Origin of the sequence: Serratia sp. B501, from assembly GCF_051172315.1 — a bacterium.
GTDB lineage: Bacteria > Pseudomonadota > Gammaproteobacteria > Enterobacterales > Enterobacteriaceae > Serratia > Serratia ureilytica.
The window spans coordinates 35732-57609 of the sequence record NZ_JBPIZB010000008.1; the positions used below are offsets into that span (position 1 = coordinate 35732).

Consider the following 21878-nt stretch of genomic DNA (forward strand, 5'->3'; position numbering starts at 1 on the left):
TCGGGCGCTTTAACGCGCCCAAAGCGCGGCGCGGCAAGGCGTCGCGCGTTATTTAAGGAAATCGAGCAGCATGCAATCATTTGACGTGATTATCGCCGGTGGCGGTATGGTGGGGCTGGCGTTGGCCTGCGGCCTGCAGGGCAGCGGACTGCGCGTGGCGGTGCTGGAGCAGCGCCAGCCGGAGATGGCGCCGCCGTCGGAACAGCCGGCCCTGCGCGTCTCCGCCATCAATGCCGCCAGCGAGCGGTTGCTGCAGCACATCGGCGTGTGGGACGACATTCTCCAGCTGCGCGCCAGCGCCTATAACGCGATGGAAGTGTGGGATCGCGACAGCTTCGGCAAAATCGCCTTCCGCGGCGACGAGTGCGGCTTCAGCCATCTCGGCCACATCATCGAAAACTCGGTGATCCAGCAGGCGCTGTGGAAACGCGCCGAAAGCCTGTCGGACATCACGCTGATTACCCCGGCCGCGCTCAAGCAGGTGGCGTGGGGCGAGAACGACGCCTTCGTCACGCTGGAGGACGGCCGCATGCTGACCGCCCGGTTGGTGATTGGCGCCGACGGCGCCCAGTCGTGGCTGCGCCAGCATGCCGATATCCCGCTCACCTTCTGGGATTACCGCCACCACGCGCTGGTGGCCACCGTTCGCACCGAAGAACCGCATCAGGCGACGGCGCGGCAAATTTTCCACGGCGACGGCATTCTGGCGTTCCTGCCATTCAGCGATCCGCATTTGAGCTCTATCGTCTGGTCGGTGACGCCGGAAGAAGCCGAAAGGCTCAAACGGCTGGAACCGGCGCAGTTCAACCGCGAACTGGCGATGACCTTCGACATGCGCCTGGGGGCTTGCAGCCTGGAAAGCGAACGGCTGGCCTTCCCGTTGACCGGCCGCTATGCGCGCAGCTTCGCAGCGCACCGCCTGGCGCTGGTGGGCGATGCGGCGCATACCGTGCATCCGTTGGCCGGCCAGGGCGTTAACCTGGGCTTCATGGACGCCGCCGAGCTGATTTCCGAACTGCGCCGCCTGCAGCGGCAGGGCAAGGATATCGGCCAGCACCTCTATCTGCGCCGTTATGAGCGCCGCCGCAAACATGGCGCGGCGGTAATGCTGGCCAGCATGCAGGGTTTCCGCGAACTGTTCGACGGCAATCACCCGGCCAAAAAGCTGCTGCGCGACGTGGGCCTGCGGCTGGCGGACAGCCTGCCGGGCGTCAAACCGAAGCTGGTGCGTCAGGCGATGGGCCTGAACGATCTGCCCGAGTGGCTTGCCTGATCCCTTCCTTTGCGGGCCCGCATCGGGCTCGCGCTTCTCGCCTTATTCCATCGCTTTTCCTTATATAACCCTTCATTTGAAATAATCTAATTTCAGCCGCTTTTTATCATTACTTTTTCTAATTCCATGTTCGGTTATCAAAAGTCCGGATCCCATGTGAGGCCATAGGTTTGTTATATAAGTTCGGTGTTTTGCCGCTTTAATTGTTAATTTTGTGCCTTAAGGCGCATTTTTCCAGTGAAAAACTCTGCACACTAGCCCGGCGTTTTACCGCCCCGGAACGGCAATGAGCCTATTTTAACTTATGGTTAATGTGGTCGTTCGGTGATAAGTTCGAGGGAAAGGTATCGTTTGCGTCACGGCGGTTGCACGCAGTTTCCGCCCGTCCCGGCGCAGCATTTGTGTTGAGCAGTCAGTGCGCCATGGCGATCGGGCCGCGAGCCAGGCTCCGCCGCATTGCGTGGCAGCACCCTAACTTCTAGCGACGAGTGGAAAGAGGGAAAAGATGGCAAAGCAAACCCCACTGTACGACCAGCACGTGGCGTGCGGTGCGCGCATGGTAGACTTTCACGGCTGGATGATGCCGCTGCACTACGGCTCGCAGCTCGATGAGCACCACGCGGTGCGTCAGGATGCCGGCATGTTCGACGTGTCTCACATGACCATTGTGGATCTGCACGGCGCCCGCACCCGCGAGTTCCTGCGCTACCTGCTGGCGAACGACGTCGCCAAACTGACCCAACCCGGCAAAGCGCTGTACACCGGCATGCTGAATGCCTCCGGCGGCGTGATCGACGACCTGATCGTTTATTTCCTCACTGAAGACTATTTCCGCCTGGTGGTGAACTCCGCCACCCGCGACAAAGACCTGGCCTGGATCGAAGAGCACGCCGCGCCGTATGGCGTCGCGCTGACGGTGCGCGACGATCTGGCGCTGATCGCGGTGCAGGGTCCGCAGGCCAAAGAGCGCGCCGGCACCCTGTTCACCCCGGAGCAAAAAAGCGCGGTCGAAGGCATGAAGCCATTCTTCGGCGTGCAGGCCGGCGAGCTGTTCATCGCCACCACCGGTTACACCGGCGAGGCCGGCTATGAGATCGCGCTGCCGAAAGAGCAGGCGGCGGATTTCTGGCAAAAATTGCTGGCCGCGGGCGTCAAGCCGGCCGGTCTGGGCGCGCGCGACACCCTGCGCCTGGAAGCGGGCATGAACCTCTACGGGCAAGAGATGGATGAAGGCGTTTCGCCGCTGGCCGCCAACATGGGCTGGACCATCGCCTGGCAGCCGGAAGATCGCCGTTTCATCGGCCGCGAAGCGCTGGAACAACAGCGCGAGCAGGGCACCGAGCAACTGGTCGGCTTGATCATGACGGAAAAAGGCGTATTACGTAATGAGCTGCCGGTGCGTTTCACCGACGCGGCGGGGCAAACCCACGAAGGCGTGATCACCAGCGGCTCGTTCTCTCCGACGCTGGGCTTCAGCATCGCGCTGGCGCGCGTGCCGGCAGGCATCGGCGAGCAGGCTATCGTGCAGATCCGCAACCGTGAAATGCCGGTCAAAGTGACCAAGCCCGGTTTCGTTCGCGCCGGCAAGCCGCTGACAAATTGATTTTTTATTGATTGATTCTTTTATTTCTTCGAAGGAGTAACCGGCGATGAGCAATGTGCCAACAGAATTGAAATACGCATCCTCCCACGAGTGGGTTCGTGCAGAAGGTAACGGCGTTTACACCGTAGGCATCACCGAACATGCGCAGGAGCTGCTGGGTGATATGGTGTTTGTCGATCTGCCGGAAGTGGGCCGCAGCGTCGCCGCCGGTGAAGATTGCGCCGTGGCGGAATCCGTCAAGGCGGCATCGGACATTTACGCGCCAATCAGCGGCGAAATCGTGGCGGTGAACGGCGAGCTGGAAAGCTCTCCGGAGCTGGTGAACAGCGAACCTTACGGTGACGGCTTCCTGTTCCAGATTAAAGCCTCCGACGAAGGCGAGCTGGCGAACCTGCTGGACGCCGCGGCTTATCAGGCCTCGATCGACGAGTAATCGTGACCACGCCCCAGGCCTTTCGGCCGGGGCGTTTTAGTTACCGTTCAAGCTATATCCCGTATCACGCAAGCATTCAGGAATTTGTAGCAATGACTCAGACACTCAGCCAACTCGAACACAGCGAAGCGTTCATCGAACGCCACATCGGCTCTTCTGCGGAACAACGCCAGGAGTTGCTGGCAGCGGTGGGCGCTCGCTCGCTCAGCGCGCTGATCCAACAGATTGTGCCGGCGGACATTCAGCTGCCGGGGCCGCCGCCGGTCGGCGACGCGGCGACTGAACATCAGGCGTTGGCTGAGCTGAAGGCGATCGCCTCGCAGAATCAGCGCTACAAATCCTATATCGGCATGGGCTACAGCGCCGTGCTGACGCCGCCGGTGATCCTGCGCAACATGCTGGAAAACCCGGGCTGGTACACCGCTTACACCCCCTATCAGCCGGAAGTGTCGCAGGGCCGTCTGGAAGCGCTGCTGAACTTCCAGACCGTGACCCTCGATCTGACCGGTCTGGATCTGGCCTCCGCTTCGCTGCTGGATGAAGCGACCGCCGCCGCCGAGGCGATGGCGTTGGCCAAACGCGCCAGCAAGCTGAAAGACGCCAACCGTTTCTTCGTGGCTGACGACGTGCATCCGCAGACGCTGGACGTGGTGCGCACCCGCGCCGAAACCTTCGGCTTCGACGTCATTGTCGATAAAGCGGAAAAAGTGCTGGAGCTGGACGGCGTGTTCGGCGTGCTGCTGCAGCAGGTGGGCACCACCGGTGAACTGCACGACTACAGCGCGCTGCTGGCCGAACTGAAATCGCGCAAAATCATCACCAGCGTGGCCGCCGACATCATGGCCCTGGTGCTGCTGACCGCGCCGGGCAAGCAGGGCGCCGACGTGGTGTTCGGCTCCGCGCAGCGCTTCGGCGTGCCGATGGGCTACGGCGGCCCGCACGCCGCCTTCTTCGCCTGCCGCGACGAGTTCAAGCGTTCGATGCCGGGCCGCATTATCGGCGTTTCCCGCGATGCCGCCGGCAACACCGCGCTGCGCATGGCGATGCAGACTCGCGAGCAACATATCCGCCGCGAGAAAGCCAACTCGAATATCTGTACCTCGCAGGTGCTGCTGGCCAACATCGCCAGCCTGTACGCGGTGTATCACGGCCCGCAAGGCCTGCAGCGCATCGCCGGGCGCATCCATCGCCTGACCGACATTCTGGCCGCCGGGCTGCAGAAGGCCGGCCTGACGCTGCGTCACCACACCTGGTTCGACACCCTGACCGTCGAAGTGAAGGACAAGGCCGCCGTGCTGGAGCGCGCGCTGAGCTTCGGCATCAACCTGCGTACCGACATTCACGGCGCCGTCGGCATCACGCTGGATGAAGCCACCTCGCGTGAAGACGTGCAAACGCTGTTCGCACTGTTGGCCGGCGACAATCACGGTCTGGACATCGACGCGTTGGACGCGGCGGTGAGCAAAAACAGCCAATCGATCCCGGCCGCCATGCTGCGCCAGGATCCGATCCTGACCCACCCGGTATTCAACCGCTATCACAGCGAAACCGAGATGATGCGCTACATGCATCGCTTGGAGCGCAAGGATCTGGCGTTGAACCAGGCGATGATCCCGCTGGGTTCCTGCACCATGAAATTGAACGCCGCGGCGGAAATGATCCCGATCACCTGGCCTGAATTCTCAGAGTTGCATCCGTTCTGCCCGCCAGAGCAGGCGGCCGGTTACCAGCAGATGATCGGCCAACTGTCCCAGTGGCTGGTGCAGCTGACCGGCTATGACGCGGTGTGCATGCAGCCGAACTCCGGCGCGCAGGGCGAATACGCCGGCCTGCTGGCGATCCGCCGCTACCACGAAAGCCGCAACGAAGCGGGCCGCCACGTCTGTCTGATCCCGAGCTCAGCACACGGCACCAACCCGGCCTCCGCCCAGATGGCGGGCATGAGCGTGGTGGTGGTGGCCTGCGACAAGAACGGCAACATCGATCTGCACGATCTGCGCGTTAAGGCGGAGCAGGCAGGCGAAGAACTCTCTTGCATCATGGTGACCTACCCGTCGACCCACGGCGTGTATGAAGAAACCATCCGTGAAGTGTGCCAGATCGTGCATCAGTTCGGCGGTCAGGTGTATCTGGATGGCGCCAACATGAACGCCCAGGTGGGCATCACCACGCCAGGCTACATCGGCGCGGATGTTTCGCATCTCAACCTGCATAAGACCTTCTGTATCCCGCACGGCGGCGGCGGCCCGGGCATGGGTCCGATCGGCGTGAAAGCGCACCTGGCGCCGTTCGTGCCGGGCCACAGCGTGGTGCAGATCGACGGCGTGACCACCCAGCAGGGCGCGGTCTCCGCGGCGCCGTTCGGCAGCGCCTCCATCCTGCCTATCAGCTGGATGTACATCCGCATGATGGGCGCGGAGGGCCTGAAGCAGGCCAGCCAGATGGCGATCCTGAACGCCAACTACATCGCCACCCGTTTGAAAGACGCGTACCCGATTCTGTATACCGGCCGCGATCACCGCGTGGCGCACGAATGTATCCTCGATATTCGTCCGCTGAAGGAAGAGACCGGCATCAGCGAAATGGACATCGCCAAGCGCCTGATCGACTTCGGTTTCCACGCCCCGACCATGTCGTTCCCGGTGGCGGGCACGCTGATGGTCGAGCCGACCGAGTCGGAAAGCAAGGTGGAGCTGGATCGCTTTATCGATGCGATGCTGGCGATCCGCAGCGAAATCGACCGCGTCGCCAAGGGCGAATGGCCGCTGGAAGACAACCCGCTGGTGAATGCGCCGCACGTGCAGGCGGAGCTGGTCAACGACTGGCAGCATCCGTACAGCCGCGAACTGGCGGTGTTCCCGGTGGCCGGCGTACGCGAGAACAAGTACTGGCCGAGCGTTAAGCGTCTGGACGACGTGTACGGCGACCGTAACCTGTTCTGCTCTTGCGTGCCGATGAGCGATTACGAATAACACGTTCGGCAAAGTTTGTGTTCGGGGGACACCGCATCATGCGGTGTCCCTTTTTATTTTATAGCGGCCTATTCTTTCCTGTACGTTCCCACGATTTGAGGAGTCACCATGCAAGCGGCAATCGTAACAGCGCTGGGGCAACCCCCGGTTTTCGGCACCTTTGAGGAGCCTCAGGCGCAGGCGAATGAAGTGCCGATCGACGTTCTGGCGGCCGGCATCAAACAGCTGGATCGCGCCACCGTCGCCGGGACCCACTATTCCAGCCCGAAGCAATTGCCGATCGTGCCCGGCACCGATGGCGTGGGCCGTACGGCGGACGGGCAACGGGTGTACTTCGCCTCTTTCCGTCGCCCTTACGGCGCGATGGCAGAGCGCAGCGTCGCGTCCTGGACGGTGCCGGTGCCGGCGACGGTGGACGACGCCACGGCGGCCGCGCTGATCAATCCGGCCTTCGCCGCCTGGCTGCCGCTGCGCTGGCGGGCGGATCTGCAGCCCGGTGAAACGGTGCTGATCATCGGCGCCACCGGCACCTCGGGCAAGCTGGCGGTCGCGGCGGCGCGTCAGGCGGGGGCCGGACGCATTGTTGCCGCCGGCCGTCGACTGAGTGTGTTGGAGGCATTGGGTGTAGACGCCACGGTGGATCTGAGCCTGCAGGGCGAGGCGCTGACGCAGGCCTTCGCGGCGGCGGCGGGGCCGGGCGGTTATCAGGTAATCGTCGATTACATCTGGGGCCCGGCGACTGAAGCGCTGCTGGCGACGCTCAATAATCACGATCTCTCGTCTTACGCCGGCGGACGCGGCATTCGCTTGGTCAATGTCGGTTCGATGGCCGCGCCGGACATCCGGCTGCCGGCGGCGGTGTTGCGCAGCAATCAGCTGCAGATCCTCGGCAGCGGTACCGGCAACTTCCCGCCGATCCCGGAGATGCAGCGCTACGCGACCGAGATTTTGGCGCTGGCGGCGACCGGAGCGCTCACTATCGAGACGCAGGAGCACGCGTTGGCGGAGATCGCCGAGGTGTGGGATCTGAACAAGAAAAGCGACGTGCGTTCGGTGATGCGCATCGCCCGTTAACCCCGGCCGCTAGAGGCAAGGGCAGACCAGGTGAATGTCTTCCGGCTCACGGGCGAACAATTCGGTATCCGGCTGTTCGATGAGCCGGCAGCCCTGCGCCAGATAGAAGTCTACGGTGCTTTTATTGGGGATGGAGGAGACATACAGCCCGGCGGCGCCGTCTTGCGCCGCCTGACGCAGGCAGAGCTGGAACAGCTGCCTGCCTAACCCCTGGCCGCGTTTGTGCGCGCTGACGTAAAAGAACAGCAGCTGGCGCAGATCCCGCTGTGGGCCGCGCGGCTCGGTGTCCAGCGCCGCCGCCGCCACGATCTCCTCGCCTTCGAACAGCGCGAAGAACGCGCCGCCGCGATCGAAGCACGCTGCGTGGATTGGCGTATAGGTTTCCCGATCGTGCGGATCCCAGCCGCGCACGTCGTAGTACTCCGCATAGGATTGCAACTTGCCGTCCTGCAGGCGATACAGAGTGTCGATAATTTCGCTGCGGTCGATATCCCATAGCCGGTCGAGTTGCTGCCGTTGCAGCAGAACAGGGGCAATCATGATCGTGGTTCACTCTCAGTCTGTGGCCGATAACTTTCCGGCAAATCGATGATGAAGCCGATGCCGCGATCGTCAAGGCCTTCGGTGACGCGCAGCTGCGCGCCGATTTTGTCGGCCAGGTTTCGGGCGATGGCCAATCCGAGCCCGCTGCCGGTTTGCTGCGTGCCGGGCACGCGGTAAAAGCGTTCAAACAGGCGGGAATGGTGTTCTTCGCTCACCCCCGGGCCGTTATCGCGCAACGTAATATAGCAGCCGAGCGGCGCCAGCGAGCGAATATTGGCCTCGATGCGGCTGCCGGGCGGCGCGTACTTGAGCGCGTTATCCAGCAGGTTGGTGAAGATGGCGATCAGCGCATGGCGGTCGGTACTCACCACCACATCCTCGCTGCCATCGAGCGACAGTTCGACATCTTTTTCCAGCGCATAGGGGACGTGCTGTGCGATGCATTTGCCGATCTCCGCATAGATGTCCACCGCCTCAATCTTCAGCGGAAAATCTTCCGCCTCCAGCTTGGCGAGGTTGATCAGCTGGCGTGACAGCGACGCCGCGCGATCCAGCCCTTGCTGCATGTCGCCGATGATTTCCCGGCGCTCCTGCTGCTCGCTGACCTGGGTCAGCAAATGCAGCTGCGCCAGCACGGCGGCGATCGGCGTGCGCAGTTCGTGCGCGGCGTCGGCCATAAAACGTTTCTCGCGCTGATTGGCCGCATCGATGCGCGCCATCAGCTTGTTGACTTCCACCACCACCGGCCGGATTTCCTGATATTGCTCGCTGACGTTGATCGGCGACAGGTTGCCCGGCTGGCGATCGGAGATGGTACGGGCGATCTGGCGCAGCGGCCGCAGGCTGAAGTAGGCGGTAAACAGCAAGGTGATGATGATCGCCGCCAGAATGCCCAACAGCGGTACGGCGGTGCTTTCCGCCGGATTGCCGAACAGCGTGGTGCGATCGTTGAATGACTCTCCGACGATCACCCGGTACTGGCGCTTTTCGCTCCAGCTGCCGGCAAGGTGCCAGTTGGCGCCGGCGTAATTGACGGAGCCGGACAGCACCGAAGGCGGCAGGCGCAGCGGTTCTTCCTGCGTTTGTGAACTGTAAAGCACCCGGCTGTCCCGATCGTAAACCACAAACAGCGGGTGATAGTCGATTTGATCCTGCATGCCGTTATTGATGGAATCAATGTACATGCCTTCAATGGTCTTGATGATGCCGCGGTAATCGATATTATCGATGCCGGTTTCATCGAGAATATTGGCGATGCCTGCGGCGACGATGCGCTGCTGGTTATCGAAATATTTCTCCATGTCGGGGTAATACCAATATTTCACCCAGGCGACGAGGATCCCCCACAATAATAAAATGGCCAGGACCTGGAAAATAATGGTGCGCATAAAGAAGGATTTGAAACCGATCATCCCGCTACTCTTTTTTCAGCAAATAGCCAATGCCGCGTACGGTAATGATTCTTTCTTTACCGATCTTGCGGCGTAAATTATGCATATGCACTTCCAGCGAGTTGCTTTCCACACTGTCGCCGTGGCCGAACAGCCGCTGTTCCAACACCGCTTTGCGCACCACGGTGCCGGCGCAGCGCATCAGTTCGTGCAGCAGGTGATACTCTTTTTTCGACAGCATCAGCAGTTCGTTATCCAGCATGACCTGATGGTTGACCGGATCGAGATACAGCGCGCCGAGGCTCCAGGTTTGAGAAGCGAAGCCCGCCATGCGCCGGTTGACCGCCTTGACGCGCGAGATGAGTTCGGGCAGCGCGAAAGGTTTGGCCAGAAAGTCGTCCGCGCCGGAGTCGAGGCTGTTCACCAGGCTCTCGATGCGATCGCGGGCGGTCAGGATGATGATCGGAATATTTTGCCCGGCGGCGCGCCAGGCGATCAGCTTCTGCAAACCGTCGCCGTCCGGCAGCGTGAGATCCAACAGCATCAAATCGAACCCGCCGGGTGAAAGTTTATTTTCCGCGTCGGTGAGCAGACGCACCCAGCACAAATTAAAGCCGGCCAGCTCCAATGCTCGGCACAGCGCCTTGCCTAATTGCAGGTCGTCTTCCACCAACAGTATGTTCACGTTATTTCCGCTGAGAGCCTTGAGTCGCGATTATCTAACTATAACGCTGACGGGAAGACAACGAGGAAAACCGCTCTGCCTGCGCGTTCTTAAGCAAACCTTAATCTGGCTTTAATCTCGCGTTAAGGGAGCGGGGGGGAATTTCAGTTATTTTGCTGCCATTCGAAATCATGGCTGAGGGAGCGAAACATGCAGACTGAAGGTTTCCCGAACGCGGGCGCCTCGCGGCGGCTGATGTATTCAGGCGTGGCGATGCTGCTCGTTCTGTTGATGCTGTCTTTTCGCGGTGATGCGCAGAGCCATAGCCACGGCGGCCATCATGCTTCCGCTTTGCAGCGGGTGCATCAGGCGGCGGCGACGGACGCTTACGGCTGCGCCAAGTCGCGCATTAAAAAGCAGCTGCGCCGCCTGGCTCAGCTTTGAAGCGTTTTTTAGGGTGCCGCTCTATACTCTGACGGGCAAACGGAAGGCCTGTGCGCAGGCCGTTGTCGACATCGCCAACCAGAGAAAAAATACGATGATGAAAGTGGCATTGGTGACCGGCGCAAGCCGGGGAATTGGCCGCGCGACCGCTTTGCTGCTGGCCCGGCAGGGCTATGCGGTGGGCGTGAATTACCTGCGCGACGAAAGTGCGGCGCGGCAGGTGGTGGCGGAGATTGAGGCGCAGGGCGGCAAGGCGCTGGCGCTGCAGGCCGACGTGGCCGATGAAGCGCAGGTGATGGCGATGTTCAGGGCGCTTGATGCCGGGCTGGGCACGCTCAGCGCGCTGGTCAACAACGCCGGCATTCTGTTCCGGCAGGCGAACATTGAACAGTTGACCGCCGAGCGCATCAATAAGGTGCTCGGCACCAACGTCACCGGGTATTTCTTGTGTTGCCGCGAGGCGGTGAAGCGCATGGCGCAGCGCCATGGCGGGCAGGGCGGCGCTATCGTCAATGTGTCCTCCGCCGCTTCCCGTTTAGGCGCGCCGGGGGAATATGTGGATTATGCCGCCTCGAAAGGCGCCGTCGATTCGTTGACCATCGGGCTATCGCTGGAGGTGGCGGCGCAGGGCATCCGCGTCAACGGCGTGCGGCCTGGGCTTATCTATACCGAGATACACGCCAGCGGCGGTGAACCCGGCCGGGTGGATCGCGTGAAGAGCAGTTTGCCGATGCAGCGCGGCGGCCAGCCGCAGGAAGTGGCGGAGGCGATCGCCTGGCTGCTTTCTGACGCCGCGTCTTACGTGACCGGCACCTTTATCGAGGCCGCAGGCGGGCGTTGAACGCATCCGGAGAATTTTGACATCCCTTCGGAGGTGATGTATTTTGATTAAATAACAACCAAAATGTAGTTACAAAAATGTATGTTTATTTTGAATGGAATCAGGATAAAAATCACAGTAACCAGCGCAAACACCGTGTCAGTTTTGAGATAGCGCAACGGGTTTTTCTGGATCCCAACCATTTGGCTGTGCTGGAAAGGATCGAGGATGGAGAAGAACGTTGGCAAACGATCGGTATGGTCGAATCCTGTTTGCTGTTTGCTGTTTGCTGTTTGCTGTTTGCTGTTTGCTGTTTGCTGTTGCTGGTGGCACATACGACGATCGAAACGGATGTCGAAGGCGATACAGTAGAGATCGTGCGTATCATTTCAGCACGCAAGGCCGATGCCAAAGAGAGGGGAAGATATGAAGCGCAAAAATTCCGCCAAAAATCTGGCCCATAGCGTACTCCCGCCGTTGACGGAGGAGCAGAAAGCGCAAATTGCTTCACTGAGTGCGTTGCCGGACGAGGGAATCGATTATGCCGATGCGCCGGCGCTGGGGGAAGAAACGTGGCAGACTGCGGTTCAGGGGCGTTTTTATAAGCCGATGAAAGTATCAAAAACCATCCGAATCGATGCGGATGTGTTGGCTTGGCTTCAGCGACCAGGCAAAGGCTATCAGAAACGTCTGAACGCCGTGTTGCGTGAGGCGATGTTGAAAGAGCATGAGCACGAGGAATAATTTGTGTCAGGCGGCTAACGATCCGGTGAGATTCTCACCGGATTTTTTTTGCTGTTTTTTCAGGTAATGCGTTATCAACGCCGGCTGTCTCCTTGCGGCGCTCGGTCAAAACCACACAAACGGTCATTAACGGTCATTCCGCGGAACGTGGAATTGTGACCGTTTACCGTTTCTCTCCTGTCTGTCTCAGGCGTACGCGCATCATAACTGTCTGTTACTCCACACTTTCGTAATTATTCATTTCATTTCCTTCCCGATTTTTTTGACAACTATCACAGCGCGATCGTTGACCGATCGCGGGGCGATGCGCTTTGCGTCTGCGCGCAAAACGCGGCGCGGCAAATCGATATCGTAATCATCGTCGTGGAGGAGAAAAGAAACATGCTGCCTGTAGAACGTCATCGCTTTATTACCGAAGTCTTGAGCCAGCGCGGCCGCGTGATGGTGCAGGAGGTGGCGCAGCTGTGTCACATCTCTATCGAGACGGCGCGGCGTGATCTGGCCCTGCTGGAACGGCGCGGCCTGCTGCTGCGCAGCCACGGCGGCGCGGTCTTCGTCGAGCCGCCGGCGGTGGAAAAAACCTATGTGCCCGCCGAGATAGATCAGGGGGAGTCCTTCCGCCAGCGCAGCAATGAGTCGCCGGAGCAGAAGACGCGCATCGCCAAACGCGCGCTGGAGTTTATCGCGCCCGGGGATTGCCTGCTGCTGGACAGCAGCTCCACCAGCTGGTTTTTGGCGCGCCAGCTGCCGGATATCTCGCTGGTGGTGCTGACCAACTCGCTGCACATCATCCAGACGCTGGCCTGCAAGGCCAACGTGCGCACCATCGGGCTGGGGGGCGAGTATTCCGCCAAGTACGAGGATTTTATCGGCGTGCTGGCGGAGCAGATGCTGAAAGAGTTCGTGATCAACAAGCTGTTTTTCTCCTGCCACGGCATTTGCCAGGACGGCGGCATCCGCGAGAGCAATGAGCACCATGCGCGGCTGAAGCAACAGATGCTGCTGGCCTCGGAGCGCAAGTTCCTGCTGGTGGACAGCAACAAGTTTGGCCGCCGCTCGTTCGCCCGCATTTGCCATTACCGGGAAATAGATACGCTGATCACCGACAGGCTTGGCGATGACGAGTTTCGTCAGGAATTGGCCTGGAACAACGTCGATGTGATTGAAGTTTCACCCGCCGCGAAAAGGGCGGCGCGATAACAACAACGAAAACCTTTTATTACAGCCAACACTTGTGGAGAGAGAACAATGAAAAAATCCGTACTGGTCGGTCTGTTTGCCTCGCTGCTGCTGTCGGTCTCCGCGCAGGCGGCGGACAAGCTAAAGATGGGCGTAGTGGTGAAGATCGGCGGCATTCCCTGGTTCAACGCCATGGAGGCCGGCATCAAAAGCGAGAGCGCCAAACGCGGCATCGACGCCTGGATGGTCGGGCCGACGGCGGCGGATCCGGCGCTGCAGGTGCGCGCCATCGAGGATCTGATCGCGCAGAAGGTGGACATCATCGGCGTGGTGCCGAACGACGCCCGGGTGCTGGAGCCGGTGCTCAAGCGCGCGCAGGAGGCGGGCATCAAGGTGATCGTGCACGAGTCCCCCGGCCAGAAGTACGCCGACTGGGATTTTGAGCTGGTGGACGCCTCGCAGCACGGGGTCAACCACATGAAAGCGCTGGCCGCCTGCATGAAAGAGCAGGGCAAGTACGCGGTGTACGTCGGCAGCCTGACGGTGCCGCTGCACATCACCTGGTCGGACTCGGCCATCAATTACCAGAAGCAGCACTACCCGAACATGCAGCTGGTGGGCGACAAGTTCGGCGTGGGGGAATCGCTGGATGACAGCGTGCGCACCACCAACGATCTGATGGCCAAATATCCCGATCTGAAAGGCGTGTTGGCGTTCGGTTCGCAGGGGCCGATCGGCGCCGGGCGCGCGGTGCTCAACCGCGGCAAAAGCAACGATATCTGCGTCATCGGGCCGTTCAGCCCAGGGCAGGGTGCTTCGCTGGTCAATCGCGGCGCCATCAAGGGCGGTTATATCTGGAACCCGATGGTGGCGGGCGAAGTGTTCGTGCGCATCGCCGACATGATGCACAAGGGCGAAAAAATCACCGATGGCATGACCATCGAAGGCATGGGCAAGGTGCAGGTTGATGCGCAGCAGCACACCATTCTCGGCAACGCCACCGAAAGCCTGGATAAGCAAAACCTGCCGAAGCTGGTGAAGATGGGGCTGTAATCATGGCGATTTCCGGCAATACGGCAACGCGGGGCGCGCCGCTTATCGAACTGCAACAGCTGTCGATGACCTTCGGCGGGCAGCGCGCGCTGAACGATATTTCATTGGCGCTGATGCCGGGGGAGGTGCACTGCCTGGCCGGCACCAATGGCTGCGGCAAGAGTACGTTGATCAAGGCGATCGCCGGCGTGTATCAACCGGATGACGGCAGCCGCATTACCTTCGATGGGCAAACCTTCGGCCGGCTATCGCCGGATCAGGCGCGCGCCTTCGGCATTCAGGTGATCTATCAGGATCTGTCGCTGTTTCCCAACCTGACGGTGGCGGAAAACATCGCCTTTGAGCACAACCTGCGCGGGCTGTTGGGATGGCACCGCCCGGCGAGGCTGCGGCGCACCGCCGAGCGCCTGCTGCAGGAGCTGAATTTCAATCTCGATCTTGACAAAACGGTGGCGGAACTGCCGATCGCCCAGCGCCAGCAGGTGGCGATCTGCCGCGCGCTGGTGGCGCAGGCACGGCTGGTGATCATGGATGAGCCGACCGCCTCGCTGACCCGCACCGAGGTCAACCAGCTGCTGCGCACGGTGGATTATTTGAAAGCGCAGGGCATCTGCGTGGTGTTCGTCAGCCACCGGCTGGACGAGGTGCTTGAGATCTCGGATCGCGTCACAGTGATCCGCGATGGCAACAAGATCGGCACCTGGCCGGCGGCGGAGATCACCGGCGATCGTCTGACCGAACTGATGACCGGCCTGACGCTGGACTATCGCCTGAAGTCACCGAGCATGAATAAGGATCGGGTGATGCTGGAGGCGGAGCGCCTCAGCCGCGCCGGGCAGTATCACGATGTCAGCTTCCGCCTGCATCAGGGCGAGGTGCTCGGGCTGTGCGGGCTGCTCGGTTCCGGGCGTACCGAGCTGGCGCTGAGCCTGTTCGGCATGACCCGGCCGGACAGCGGCAAGCTTTACCTCGACAGCAAACCGGTGCGCTTTCGCGGCCATGAGGACGCGATCAAGGCCGGCATCGGTTATGTCTCGGAGGATCGCCTGACGCTGGGGCTGGTGCAGCAACAGTCGGTGGCGGACAACGCGGTGCTGACCATTCTCGATAAGCTGCGCGGGCGTTTTCGCCTGATCGACGACTACCGCAAGAATCGTATCGTCGCGGAGTGGATCGCCAAACTCGGCGTGCGGGCGGCGGATCCGGAGCAGGCGGTTTCGACGCTGTCCGGCGGCAATCAGCAAAAGATCGTGCTGGCCAAGTGGGTGCTGACCCAGCCGCGGATCCTGATCCTCGACTCGCCGACCGTCGGTGTCGACGTCGGCGCCAAGGCCAGCATCTATCAACTGATTCATCTGCTGGCGCAGGAAGGGATCGCGATTCTGCTGATCTCCGACGAGGTGCCGGAGGTGTATTACAACTGCGATCGGGTGCTGCACTTTAGCGGCGGCAGCGTGATCGGCGAGTACCTGCCGGAGCAGGTGAGCCAGCAGCAGCTGGCGGAGGCGGTTAATGCGTAGATTCAGTCTGAAACCGCGCGGCAACGAAGGCTACCTGGCCTGGGTGCTGCTGCTGACGGTCATCGTCTTTTCGCTGCTCAGCGATCAGTTTTTGACGGTGCAAAACCTGCTCGATCTCAGCGAAAGCTACGCGGTGAGCGGCATATTCGCCCTCGGCCTGTTCGTGGTGCTGGTGACCGGCGGCATCGACATTTCCTTCGCCGCAGTCGCCTCGGTGGTGCAGTACCTGATCGCCACGCTGGCGACGCATTACGGCCTGGTCAGCCCGGCGGGCAGTATTTTGCTGGCGTTGGCGATCGGCGCCGCGCTCGGCATGGTCAACGCGCTGTTGATCTACTGCCTGCGCATCGTCTCGATCATCGTCACCATCAGCGTGCAGGCGTTGTTGTTCGGCATGCTGATGTGGCTGACCAACGGCCGCAGCCTGTACGCATTGCCGGACTGGTGGACGCTGCCGCGCAGCGTGCTGCCGTTCCAACTGGGTGAGCAGAGCTATCAGCTCGGTTTGCCGACGCTGGTGATGCTGGCGGTGGCGCTGCTGACCTGGCTGCTGCTGAACAAAACGCACCTCGGGCGCCAGCTGTTTGCCGTGGGCGGGGATGCGGAATCGGCGCGGCGCATCGGCATTCGCGTCGGCCTGCTGCATCTGTTCGCCTATGGCTATCTGGGCGCGATGGCGGCGATCGGCGGCCTGGTGCAGGTGTATCGCATGGGGGAAGTGGTGCCCAACGCGCTGGTGGGCGGCGAGCTCGACGTGCTGGCGGCGGCGGTGCTGGGTGGCGCCAGCCTGAACGGCGGCAAGGGCAGCGTTGTCGGCACGCTGATGGGCGTGTTCCTGATCGGCGTGCTGAAAAACGGCCTCAACCTGATCGGCGTGTCCAGCTACTTCATGAACGTGGTGATCGGTCTGGTGATCGTCGCGGCGATCACCGTCACTCACTACAAGAAACGCAAAGAAACCGACGTTGGTTTCGCCTGAGGAGCGCTTGATGGGCAACAACCTGAAATTTCGTCCTGACGGGGCCGCCGTCGGTTTGCTGGCCTTGCTGCTGGCGGTGGTGCTCGCCTTCAGCCTGCTGATGCCGGGGCGCTTCTTCAGCGGCGCCACCTTCACCAGCGTGGCCTTCCAACTGCCGGAGCTGGGTCTGCTGACGCTGGCGATGTTCATCCCGATCCTCAGCGGCGGCCTGAACCTGTGCATTATCGCCAGCGCCAACCTGACCAGCCTGCTGATGGCCTGGCTGTTCATCAGCTACCTGCCGGCGGACGCCGGGCTGGGCTTGCAGGCACTGTGGCTGGCCTTGGCGCTGGCGGCGGCGATGCTGCTGGCCGGGTTTATCGGCGCGGCGACCGGCGCACTGGTGGCCTACGTCGGCGCGCACCCGATTCTGGTGACGCTGGCCACCATGACCACGGTTAACGGCATCGGCATCTACCTGACGCGCGGCGCAGCCCTGAGCGGCATGCCGGAGATCGTGCGGTTTATCGGCGCCGAGAGCGTGCTGGGCGTGCCGGTGCCACTGTGGATCTTCCTGGCGGTCGCCGCCTTGCTGGCGCTGTTCCTGCAGAAAACCCGGCTCGGCAAATGCATCTACATGAGCGGCAGCAACATCAACGCCACCCACTTCAGCGGCGTGAATACCCATCGGGTGTTGATCGCCATTTACACCCTCTCCAGCCTGCTGTGCGTCATTGCCGGGCTGGTGATGATGGCGCGCTTCAACTCGGCGCGCATGGGCTACGGCGACTCTTACCTGCTGCTCACGGTGCTGGCGATCATTCTGGGCGGCACCGATCCGTTCGGCGGTTTTGGCCGGGTCAGCGGCGTGGTGCTGGCGCTGATCGTGCTGCAGGTGATCGCGACCGGTTTGAATCTGATGAACGTCAGCCCGCATTTCAGTCTGGCGATGTGGGGCGCCGTGCTGATCGCGGTGCTGGCGCTGAAGTTTTTCCGGCATCGCTATCGGCAGCGGCGGGCGATGCGCCGCAGCGCGGCCCAGGCCAGAACCGCGGCGGGCCACTGATCCTTTTCCCTTTTGCGCAGGATAACGCTAATGAAATACCAGATTTCGCCTTCACTGATGTGCATGAACCTGATGGATATCCGCCAGCAATTGGCGGTGCTGAACCGCCGCGCCGATATGCTGCATATCGACATCATGGACGGGCATTACGTTAAAAACATCACGCTGTCGCCGTTCTTTATCGAACAGATCCGCCCGCACACTTCGTTGTTGCTGGATGTGCATCTGATGGTGGAGAACCCGACCGACTTTATCGAGCCAATCGCCCGCGCCGGCGCGGACTTTATCTGCCCGCACGCTGAAACCATCAACCGCGACGCGTTTCGGGTGATCAATCAAATCCGCGCGCTGGGCAAAAAAGTGGGGGTGGTGCTGAACCCGGCCACGCCGGTGGAGTTTATTCGTCACTACCTTCACCTGCTGGACAAGGTCACCGTCATGACCGTCGATCCGGGCTATGCCGGGCAGCCGTTCATTCCCGAAATGCTGGAAAAGATCCGCCAATTGCGCGACCTGAAAAGCCAACAAAATCTGCGCTATCTGATCGAGATCGACGGATCCTGCAACCAGCGCACTTACCGCGATCTGATGGGCGCCGGTGCAGAAGTGTTGATCGTCGGCAGCTCCGGGCTGTTCAATCTCGATCCGGATCTGGAGACGGCATGGGAAAAAATGCTGGATCAGATGCGGCAGGCGGCCTGAGGCGGGGGACATGATGCGGTATTTTCTTGGCGTTGACGTCGGCGGCACCAATACCCGCCTGCTGTTGATGGATGATGAAGGTGAATTCAGCGGTTACCGCAAGATAGCGACCGCCGACTGGGCGCGGCAGGCCGATCCGCTGGCGGCGTTGGGCCGGCTGATCGCCGGACATTGCCAAGATCGTCAGGTGGCGCAGGTGATGCTGGGGCTGCCGGGGATCCTCAGCCGCGATCGCTCGCGGGTGCTGTCGCTGCCGTTTATCCCGGCGCTGGACGCTCAGCCGGTGGCGGCGCTGTTGGCCGATTTGCTGGCGCTGCCGGTGCGAATGGACAAGGACGTCAATCATCTGTTGTGGTGGGATCTGCAGCAGCTGCCGGCGTTGCCGCAGGTGGCGGTCGGGCTGTATCTGGGCACCGGCATGGGCAACAGCCTGTGGCTGAACGGCGATTTTTACCACGGCGCGCACGGCGCCGCCGGCGAGCTGGGGCACATTCCCTGGCCGGGCCATCAGGGCGAATGCCCGTGCGGTAAACGGGGCTGCGTCGAGAGTCTGACGTCCGGTCACTGGCTAACCGGCTGGGCGCGCGCCAACGCGGCGCAAACGCCGTTCGACCGGTTGTTCGAACGCCACGGCGATCATCCGGATCTGCAGCGCTTCGTCGAGCGATTGGCGCAGACCATCGCCGTCGAAATGAACGTGATCGACCCCCAGCGCCTGATCCTGGGCGGCGGCGTGATCGCCATGCGCGGTTTTCCGCTGGCGCGGCTGGAGCAGGAGATCCGCCGTCATCTGCGCGCGCCGCAGCCGGCGCAGGGGCTGACGATCTCCGTCAGCCGCCTCAGCGATGAAACCGGCAGCAAAGGCGCCTGTCTGGCCGCCCGGCGCCACCTCCAATTGAGCAGGGAGTACCAGCAATGAAAGGCAAAGTCTGCGTGTTCGGTTCGTTCAACCTGGATATCGTCGCCGGCATGGCGCGCTTTCCGCAGCCCGGCGAATCGCTGATCGCCCGCAACAGCATGATGGGGGCGGGCGGCAAGGGCGCCAACCAGGCGACCGCCGCGCTGCGCGCCGGGGCGCGGGTGCATTATATCGGCAAGGTGGGGCGCGACGACTTCGGCACCTTCGCCCGGCGCCACCTCGCCGCCGCCGGTTTCGATGCGGTGACGCTGTTCTCTACCGGCGATTGCCCCACCGGCAATGCGCTTATCTACGTTGCCGGCGAGGATGCGGAAAACATGATCGCCGTCGATCCCGGCGCCAACCTGACGGTCAGCGAAGACGAGGTGCGTCAGTGCCGGCCGGCGATCGCCGCGGCGGATATTCTGCTGACTCAATTGGAGAACAACCTGCCGGCGATCGAGCAGGTGATCGCCATTGCCCGCGAAGCGCAAACGTTCATCATACTCAACCCGGCGCCGTTTCAGCCGGTGCCGGACAGCCTGTTGGCGCAGGTCGATCTGCTGACGCCCAACGCCACCGAGTGCACGTTGCTGACCGGCGTGCCGGTGCGCGATGTGGCTTCGGCGCGCCAGGCAGCGCAGGTGTTGCACGCCAAGGGCATTCGTTTGCTGATCGTGACGTTGGGCACGCAAGGGGCGTTGTTCTCGGACGGGGAAAACAGCGAACTGATCCCGGCGTTTCCGGCACAGCCGAAAGACACCACCGGCGCGGGGGATGCGTTTAACGGCGCCCTGGCGGCGCAGTTGGCGAATCAGGTGCCGTTAGCCGAGGCGGTGCGCTTCGCCGCCGCCTATGCGGCGGTCTGCGTGGAGCGCGCCGGTGCGGCGGGGTCGATGCCGAGCTATGAGGAGGCGTTGGAACGCCAACGGACGTTCGCGTGACGATAACGGGCTGCGGCGCGGAGGCGGCAGCCCGGTTCCCTTATTTCAACCAGCCTTTGCGCTGCGCGTCCCGCAGATGTTGCTCCAGGTGGCGCCACAGCTCGGGATGCACGTCGGCGATCGCCGCATTGCGCGACAGTACCTGCTCCAGGCTGATGCCGTTTTCCACCCAGCTCTGGCCTTCGTTGTGCAGGTTCATCAGCATCGGCATGGTGCGATCCAGCAGCAAGGCGAAGCGGGCATCGGCGCTTTCGCCATCTTCATACTCCTGCCATAAAGCGGTGAAATACTCGCGCTGTGTCTGCGGCAGCATGCCGAACAGACGGCGCGCCGCCGCCACTTCCTGATCGTGGATCGCCGCGCGGGCGGCCAGATCGTAGACCAGTACGTCACCGGCGTCGATTTCCACGATGTCATGCAGCAGCGCCATCTGGATCACGCGCTGAATGTCTACGTCATCACCGGCGTACGGGGCCAGGCTCATGGCGGCGATGGCGAAGTGCCAACTGTGTTCGGCGGAGTTTTCCTGGCGCTGGGTGCCCAGCACTTTGGTGCGGCGTTGCACGCCTTTCAACTTATCGATTTCCATCAGGAACTGGATGGCCTGGGTCATTGAACCGAAATCTAACGCGGGTACAGCGGATGACATGGTGTAAACCTCAAGGTGGGTGGGTTGAAGCCTGACGATTGTAGACCACCGGGCAGGGGATTTCGATGGTTACACGCGTTCACATTTTTATTTTAGCGTACACGTGTACACTGGAATTATTCTCAGTTAAGCTGCTTTGCGTTAATTTCGAACAAAGCAGGGCATTTTGAGGGGTTGCGCGTTATGGGGAAAACGGACGTAGTGAAAGCCGGGACCAATAAGATTGTCGCCGCGGCTTATCCGTGGGCGGAAGAGATCGCCAACAGCATCAGCCACGGCATCGGGCTGGTGTTCGGCATCGTCGGCCTGGTGTTGCTGTTGGTGCAGGCGGTGGATACCGGCGCCGATGCGACGGCCATCACCAGTTACAGCCTGTACGGCGGCAGCATGATCCTGCTGTTTCTCGCTTCCACGCTGTACCATGCGATTCCGCATCAGAAGGCCAAGCATTGGCTGAAAAAGTTCGATCACTGCGCCATTTATCTCCTGATTGCCGGCACTTACACACCGTTTTTGCTGGTGGGGCTGGATTCGCCGCTGGCGAAGGGATTGATGGCGGTAATCTGGGGGTTGGCGCTGCTCGGCGTGCTGTTCAAACTGGCCTTCGCCCACCGTTTTGAAGCCCTGTCGTTGGTGACCTACCTGACGATGGGCTGGCTGTCGCTGATCGTGATTTATCAGTTGGTCACGCGGCTGGAGGCCGGCGGCGTCACGCTGCTGGCGATCGGCGGGGTGGTCTATACCCTGGGCGTGATTTTCTACGCTTCCAAGCGCATTCGCTTTGGCCACGCCATCTGGCACGGCTTCGTGCTCGGCGGCAGCGCCTGCCATTTCATGGCGATCTACCTGTACGTCTAAGCGTTGCCGCTACGTCTGAATGCGTATTGAACTGGCGCCTCTTTTGTTTTAAAAAAGAGGCGCTTGCTTCTTTCGGGTATCCAGCAAGCC

22 protein-coding genes are annotated in these 21878 nt (G+C 61.5%); 18 read left to right on the forward strand and 4 right to left on the reverse strand.

Annotation, left to right across the window (positions count from 1 at the left end; all coding sequences use genetic code 11):
- Positions 1–70: 70 nt before the first annotated feature.
- From ubiI to ACSBQV_RS20520, 5 genes are all read left to right on the forward strand, one after another.
- Entirely contained in the window at positions 71–1273 is a 1203-nt protein-coding gene (gene ubiI / locus ACSBQV_RS20500; RefSeq protein ID WP_099783401.1) for an FAD-dependent 2-octaprenylphenol hydroxylase, read from the forward strand.
- 505 nt (positions 1274–1778) lie between these two features.
- The gene (gene gcvT / locus ACSBQV_RS20505; RefSeq protein WP_004931631.1) at positions 1779–2876 is read left to right on the forward strand and encodes a glycine cleavage system aminomethyltransferase GcvT; all 1098 of its coding nucleotides are present in this window, start codon (positions 1779–1781) and stop codon (positions 2874–2876) included.
- A gap of 46 nt (positions 2877–2922) precedes the next feature.
- On the forward strand, positions 2923–3309 hold the full coding sequence (gcvH, locus tag ACSBQV_RS20510; protein ID WP_025304150.1) for a glycine cleavage system protein GcvH: 387 nt from the start codon (positions 2923–2925) through the stop codon (positions 3307–3309).
- 92 nt (positions 3310–3401) lie between these two features.
- The gene (gcvP, locus tag ACSBQV_RS20515) at positions 3402–6281 is read left to right on the forward strand and encodes an aminomethyl-transferring glycine dehydrogenase (RefSeq protein WP_015378983.1); all 2880 of its coding nucleotides are present in this window, start codon (positions 3402–3404) and stop codon (positions 6279–6281) included.
- 108 nt (positions 6282–6389) lie between these two features.
- Positions 6390–7355: a quinone oxidoreductase family protein gene (locus ACSBQV_RS20520; protein WP_033652179.1), complete on the forward strand. Its 966-nt coding sequence runs from the start codon at positions 6390–6392 to the stop codon at positions 7353–7355.
- A gap of 9 nt (positions 7356–7364) precedes the next feature.
- Here ACSBQV_RS20520 and ACSBQV_RS20525 read toward each other — a convergent pair whose 3' ends face one another.
- From ACSBQV_RS20525 to ACSBQV_RS20535, 3 genes are read right to left on the reverse strand one after another with little or no spacing between them, the layout of a single operon-like run.
- Positions 7365–7892: a GNAT family N-acetyltransferase gene (locus ACSBQV_RS20525; protein WP_241900205.1), complete on the reverse strand. Its 528-nt coding sequence runs from the start codon at positions 7890–7892 to the stop codon at positions 7365–7367.
- On the reverse strand, positions 7892–9310 hold the full coding sequence (locus ACSBQV_RS20530) for an ATP-binding protein (RefSeq protein ID WP_099783405.1): 1419 nt from the start codon (positions 9308–9310) through the stop codon (positions 7892–7894). The genes ACSBQV_RS20525 and ACSBQV_RS20530 overlap by 1 nt, the downstream gene beginning before the upstream one ends.
- 4 nt (positions 9311–9314) lie before the next feature.
- Positions 9315–9974 (reverse strand): response regulator, encoded by a 660-nt coding sequence (locus tag ACSBQV_RS20535; protein ID WP_033652176.1) that lies wholly within the window; start codon positions 9972–9974, stop codon positions 9315–9317.
- Between the two features lie 189 nt (positions 9975–10163).
- On the opposite strand from ACSBQV_RS20535, the gene ACSBQV_RS20540 reads away from it, so the two are divergent.
- The 12 genes from ACSBQV_RS20540 (at position 10164) to rbsK (ending at position 20281) form a co-directional block, all read left to right on the forward strand.
- Positions 10164–10397, forward strand: coding sequence for a hypothetical protein (locus ACSBQV_RS20540; protein ID WP_046687757.1), 234 nt, complete (start codon positions 10164–10166; stop codon positions 10395–10397).
- Positions 10398–10494: 97 nt separating this feature from the next.
- Entirely contained in the window at positions 10495–11238 is a 744-nt protein-coding gene (locus ACSBQV_RS20545; RefSeq protein WP_042785790.1) for an SDR family oxidoreductase, read from the forward strand.
- 77 nt (positions 11239–11315) lie between these two features.
- Positions 11316–11681 (forward strand): BrnT family toxin, encoded by a 366-nt coding sequence (locus ACSBQV_RS20550; protein WP_434991515.1) that lies wholly within the window; start codon positions 11316–11318, stop codon positions 11679–11681.
- On the forward strand, positions 11644–11961 hold the full coding sequence (locus ACSBQV_RS20555) for a BrnA antitoxin family protein (protein ID WP_016929995.1): 318 nt from the start codon (positions 11644–11646) through the stop codon (positions 11959–11961). The genes ACSBQV_RS20550 and ACSBQV_RS20555 overlap by 38 nt, the downstream gene beginning before the upstream one ends.
- 381 nt (positions 11962–12342) lie before the next feature.
- A complete protein-coding gene (locus ACSBQV_RS20560; RefSeq protein WP_033644759.1) occupies positions 12343–13161 on the forward strand; it encodes a DeoR/GlpR family DNA-binding transcription regulator in 819 nt (272 codons plus the stop codon).
- Between the two features lie 48 nt (positions 13162–13209).
- A complete protein-coding gene (locus ACSBQV_RS20565; RefSeq protein WP_025304134.1) occupies positions 13210–14193 on the forward strand; it encodes a substrate-binding domain-containing protein in 984 nt (327 codons plus the stop codon).
- A 2-nt stretch (positions 14194–14195) separates the two neighbouring features.
- Positions 14196–15713: a sugar ABC transporter ATP-binding protein gene (locus tag ACSBQV_RS20570; protein ID WP_434991518.1), complete on the forward strand. Its 1518-nt coding sequence runs from the start codon at positions 14196–14198 to the stop codon at positions 15711–15713.
- Positions 15706–16692, forward strand: a complete 987-nt coding sequence (locus ACSBQV_RS20575; protein ID WP_099789488.1) for an ABC transporter permease — start codon at positions 15706–15708, stop codon at positions 16690–16692. Before ACSBQV_RS20570 ends, ACSBQV_RS20575 begins: the two co-directional genes overlap by 8 nt.
- A gap of 10 nt (positions 16693–16702) precedes the next feature.
- Positions 16703–17737, forward strand: a complete 1035-nt coding sequence (locus tag ACSBQV_RS20580) for an ABC transporter permease (protein WP_047026643.1) — start codon at positions 16703–16705, stop codon at positions 17735–17737.
- Between the two features lie 30 nt (positions 17738–17767).
- The gene (gene alsE, locus ACSBQV_RS20585) at positions 17768–18439 is read left to right on the forward strand and encodes a D-allulose 6-phosphate 3-epimerase (RefSeq protein WP_033644765.1); all 672 of its coding nucleotides are present in this window, start codon (positions 17768–17770) and stop codon (positions 18437–18439) included.
- 10 nt (positions 18440–18449) lie between these two features.
- Complete coding sequence (alsK, locus tag ACSBQV_RS20590; RefSeq protein ID WP_033652171.1) at positions 18450–19358, forward strand: allose kinase; 909 nt, start codon at positions 18450–18452, stop codon at positions 19356–19358.
- Positions 19355–20281: a ribokinase gene (gene rbsK, locus ACSBQV_RS20595; protein ID WP_033644768.1), complete on the forward strand. Its 927-nt coding sequence runs from the start codon at positions 19355–19357 to the stop codon at positions 20279–20281. Before alsK ends, rbsK begins: the two co-directional genes overlap by 4 nt.
- Positions 20282–20321: 40 nt before the next feature.
- Here rbsK and ACSBQV_RS20600 read toward each other — a convergent pair whose 3' ends face one another.
- A complete protein-coding gene (locus ACSBQV_RS20600) occupies positions 20322–20930 on the reverse strand; it encodes an HD domain-containing protein (protein ID WP_047573791.1) in 609 nt (202 codons plus the stop codon).
- 183 nt (positions 20931–21113) lie between these two features.
- Here ACSBQV_RS20600 and trhA point away from each other — a divergent pair, with 183 nt between their 5' ends.
- Positions 21114–21788 carry a PAQR family membrane homeostasis protein TrhA gene (trhA, locus tag ACSBQV_RS20605; protein WP_099783411.1) on the forward strand — a complete coding sequence of 225 codons (675 nt, stop codon included), beginning with the start codon at positions 21114–21116 and terminating at the stop codon, positions 21786–21788.
- The last annotated feature ends 90 nt before the right edge of the window (positions 21789–21878 follow it).

Bases quoted from the DNA above. Each gene is read 5' to 3' on its own strand.
- ubiI (WP_099783401.1), top strand. From the start codon at position 71: ATGCAATCATTTGACGTGATTATCGCCGGTGGCGGTATGGTGGGGCTG.
- gcvT (WP_004931631.1), top strand. From the start codon at position 1,779: ATGGCAAAGCAAACCCCACTGTACGACCAGCACGTGGCGTGCGGTGCG.
- gcvH (WP_025304150.1), top strand. From the start codon at position 2,923: ATGAGCAATGTGCCAACAGAATTGAAATACGCATCCTCCCACGAGTGG.
- gcvP (WP_015378983.1), top strand. From the start codon at position 3,402: ATGACTCAGACACTCAGCCAACTCGAACACAGCGAAGCGTTCATCGAA.
- ACSBQV_RS20520 (WP_033652179.1), top strand. From the start codon at position 6,390: ATGCAAGCGGCAATCGTAACAGCGCTGGGGCAACCCCCGGTTTTCGGC.
- ACSBQV_RS20530 (WP_099783405.1), bottom strand. From the start codon at position 9,310: ATGATCGGTTTCAAATCCTTCTTTATGCGCACCATTATTTTCCAGGTC.
- ACSBQV_RS20540 (WP_046687757.1), top strand. From the start codon at position 10,164: ATGCAGACTGAAGGTTTCCCGAACGCGGGCGCCTCGCGGCGGCTGATG.
- ACSBQV_RS20545 (WP_042785790.1), top strand. From the start codon at position 10,495: ATGAAAGTGGCATTGGTGACCGGCGCAAGCCGGGGAATTGGCCGCGCG.
- ACSBQV_RS20550 (WP_434991515.1), top strand. From the start codon at position 11,316: ATGTATGTTTATTTTGAATGGAATCAGGATAAAAATCACAGTAACCAG.
- ACSBQV_RS20555 (WP_016929995.1), top strand. From the start codon at position 11,644: ATGAAGCGCAAAAATTCCGCCAAAAATCTGGCCCATAGCGTACTCCCG.
- ACSBQV_RS20560 (WP_033644759.1), top strand. From the start codon at position 12,343: ATGCTGCCTGTAGAACGTCATCGCTTTATTACCGAAGTCTTGAGCCAG.
- ACSBQV_RS20565 (WP_025304134.1), top strand. From the start codon at position 13,210: ATGAAAAAATCCGTACTGGTCGGTCTGTTTGCCTCGCTGCTGCTGTCG.
- ACSBQV_RS20570 (WP_434991518.1), top strand. From the start codon at position 14,196: ATGGCGATTTCCGGCAATACGGCAACGCGGGGCGCGCCGCTTATCGAA.
- ACSBQV_RS20575 (WP_099789488.1), top strand. From the start codon at position 15,706: ATGCGTAGATTCAGTCTGAAACCGCGCGGCAACGAAGGCTACCTGGCC.
- ACSBQV_RS20580 (WP_047026643.1), top strand. From the start codon at position 16,703: ATGGGCAACAACCTGAAATTTCGTCCTGACGGGGCCGCCGTCGGTTTG.
- alsE (WP_033644765.1), top strand. From the start codon at position 17,768: ATGAAATACCAGATTTCGCCTTCACTGATGTGCATGAACCTGATGGAT.
- alsK (WP_033652171.1), top strand. From the start codon at position 18,450: ATGATGCGGTATTTTCTTGGCGTTGACGTCGGCGGCACCAATACCCGC.
- rbsK (WP_033644768.1), top strand. From the start codon at position 19,355: ATGAAAGGCAAAGTCTGCGTGTTCGGTTCGTTCAACCTGGATATCGTC.
- ACSBQV_RS20600 (WP_047573791.1), bottom strand. From the start codon at position 20,930: ATGTCATCCGCTGTACCCGCGTTAGATTTCGGTTCAATGACCCAGGCC.
- trhA (WP_099783411.1), top strand. From the start codon at position 21,114: ATGGGGAAAACGGACGTAGTGAAAGCCGGGACCAATAAGATTGTCGCC.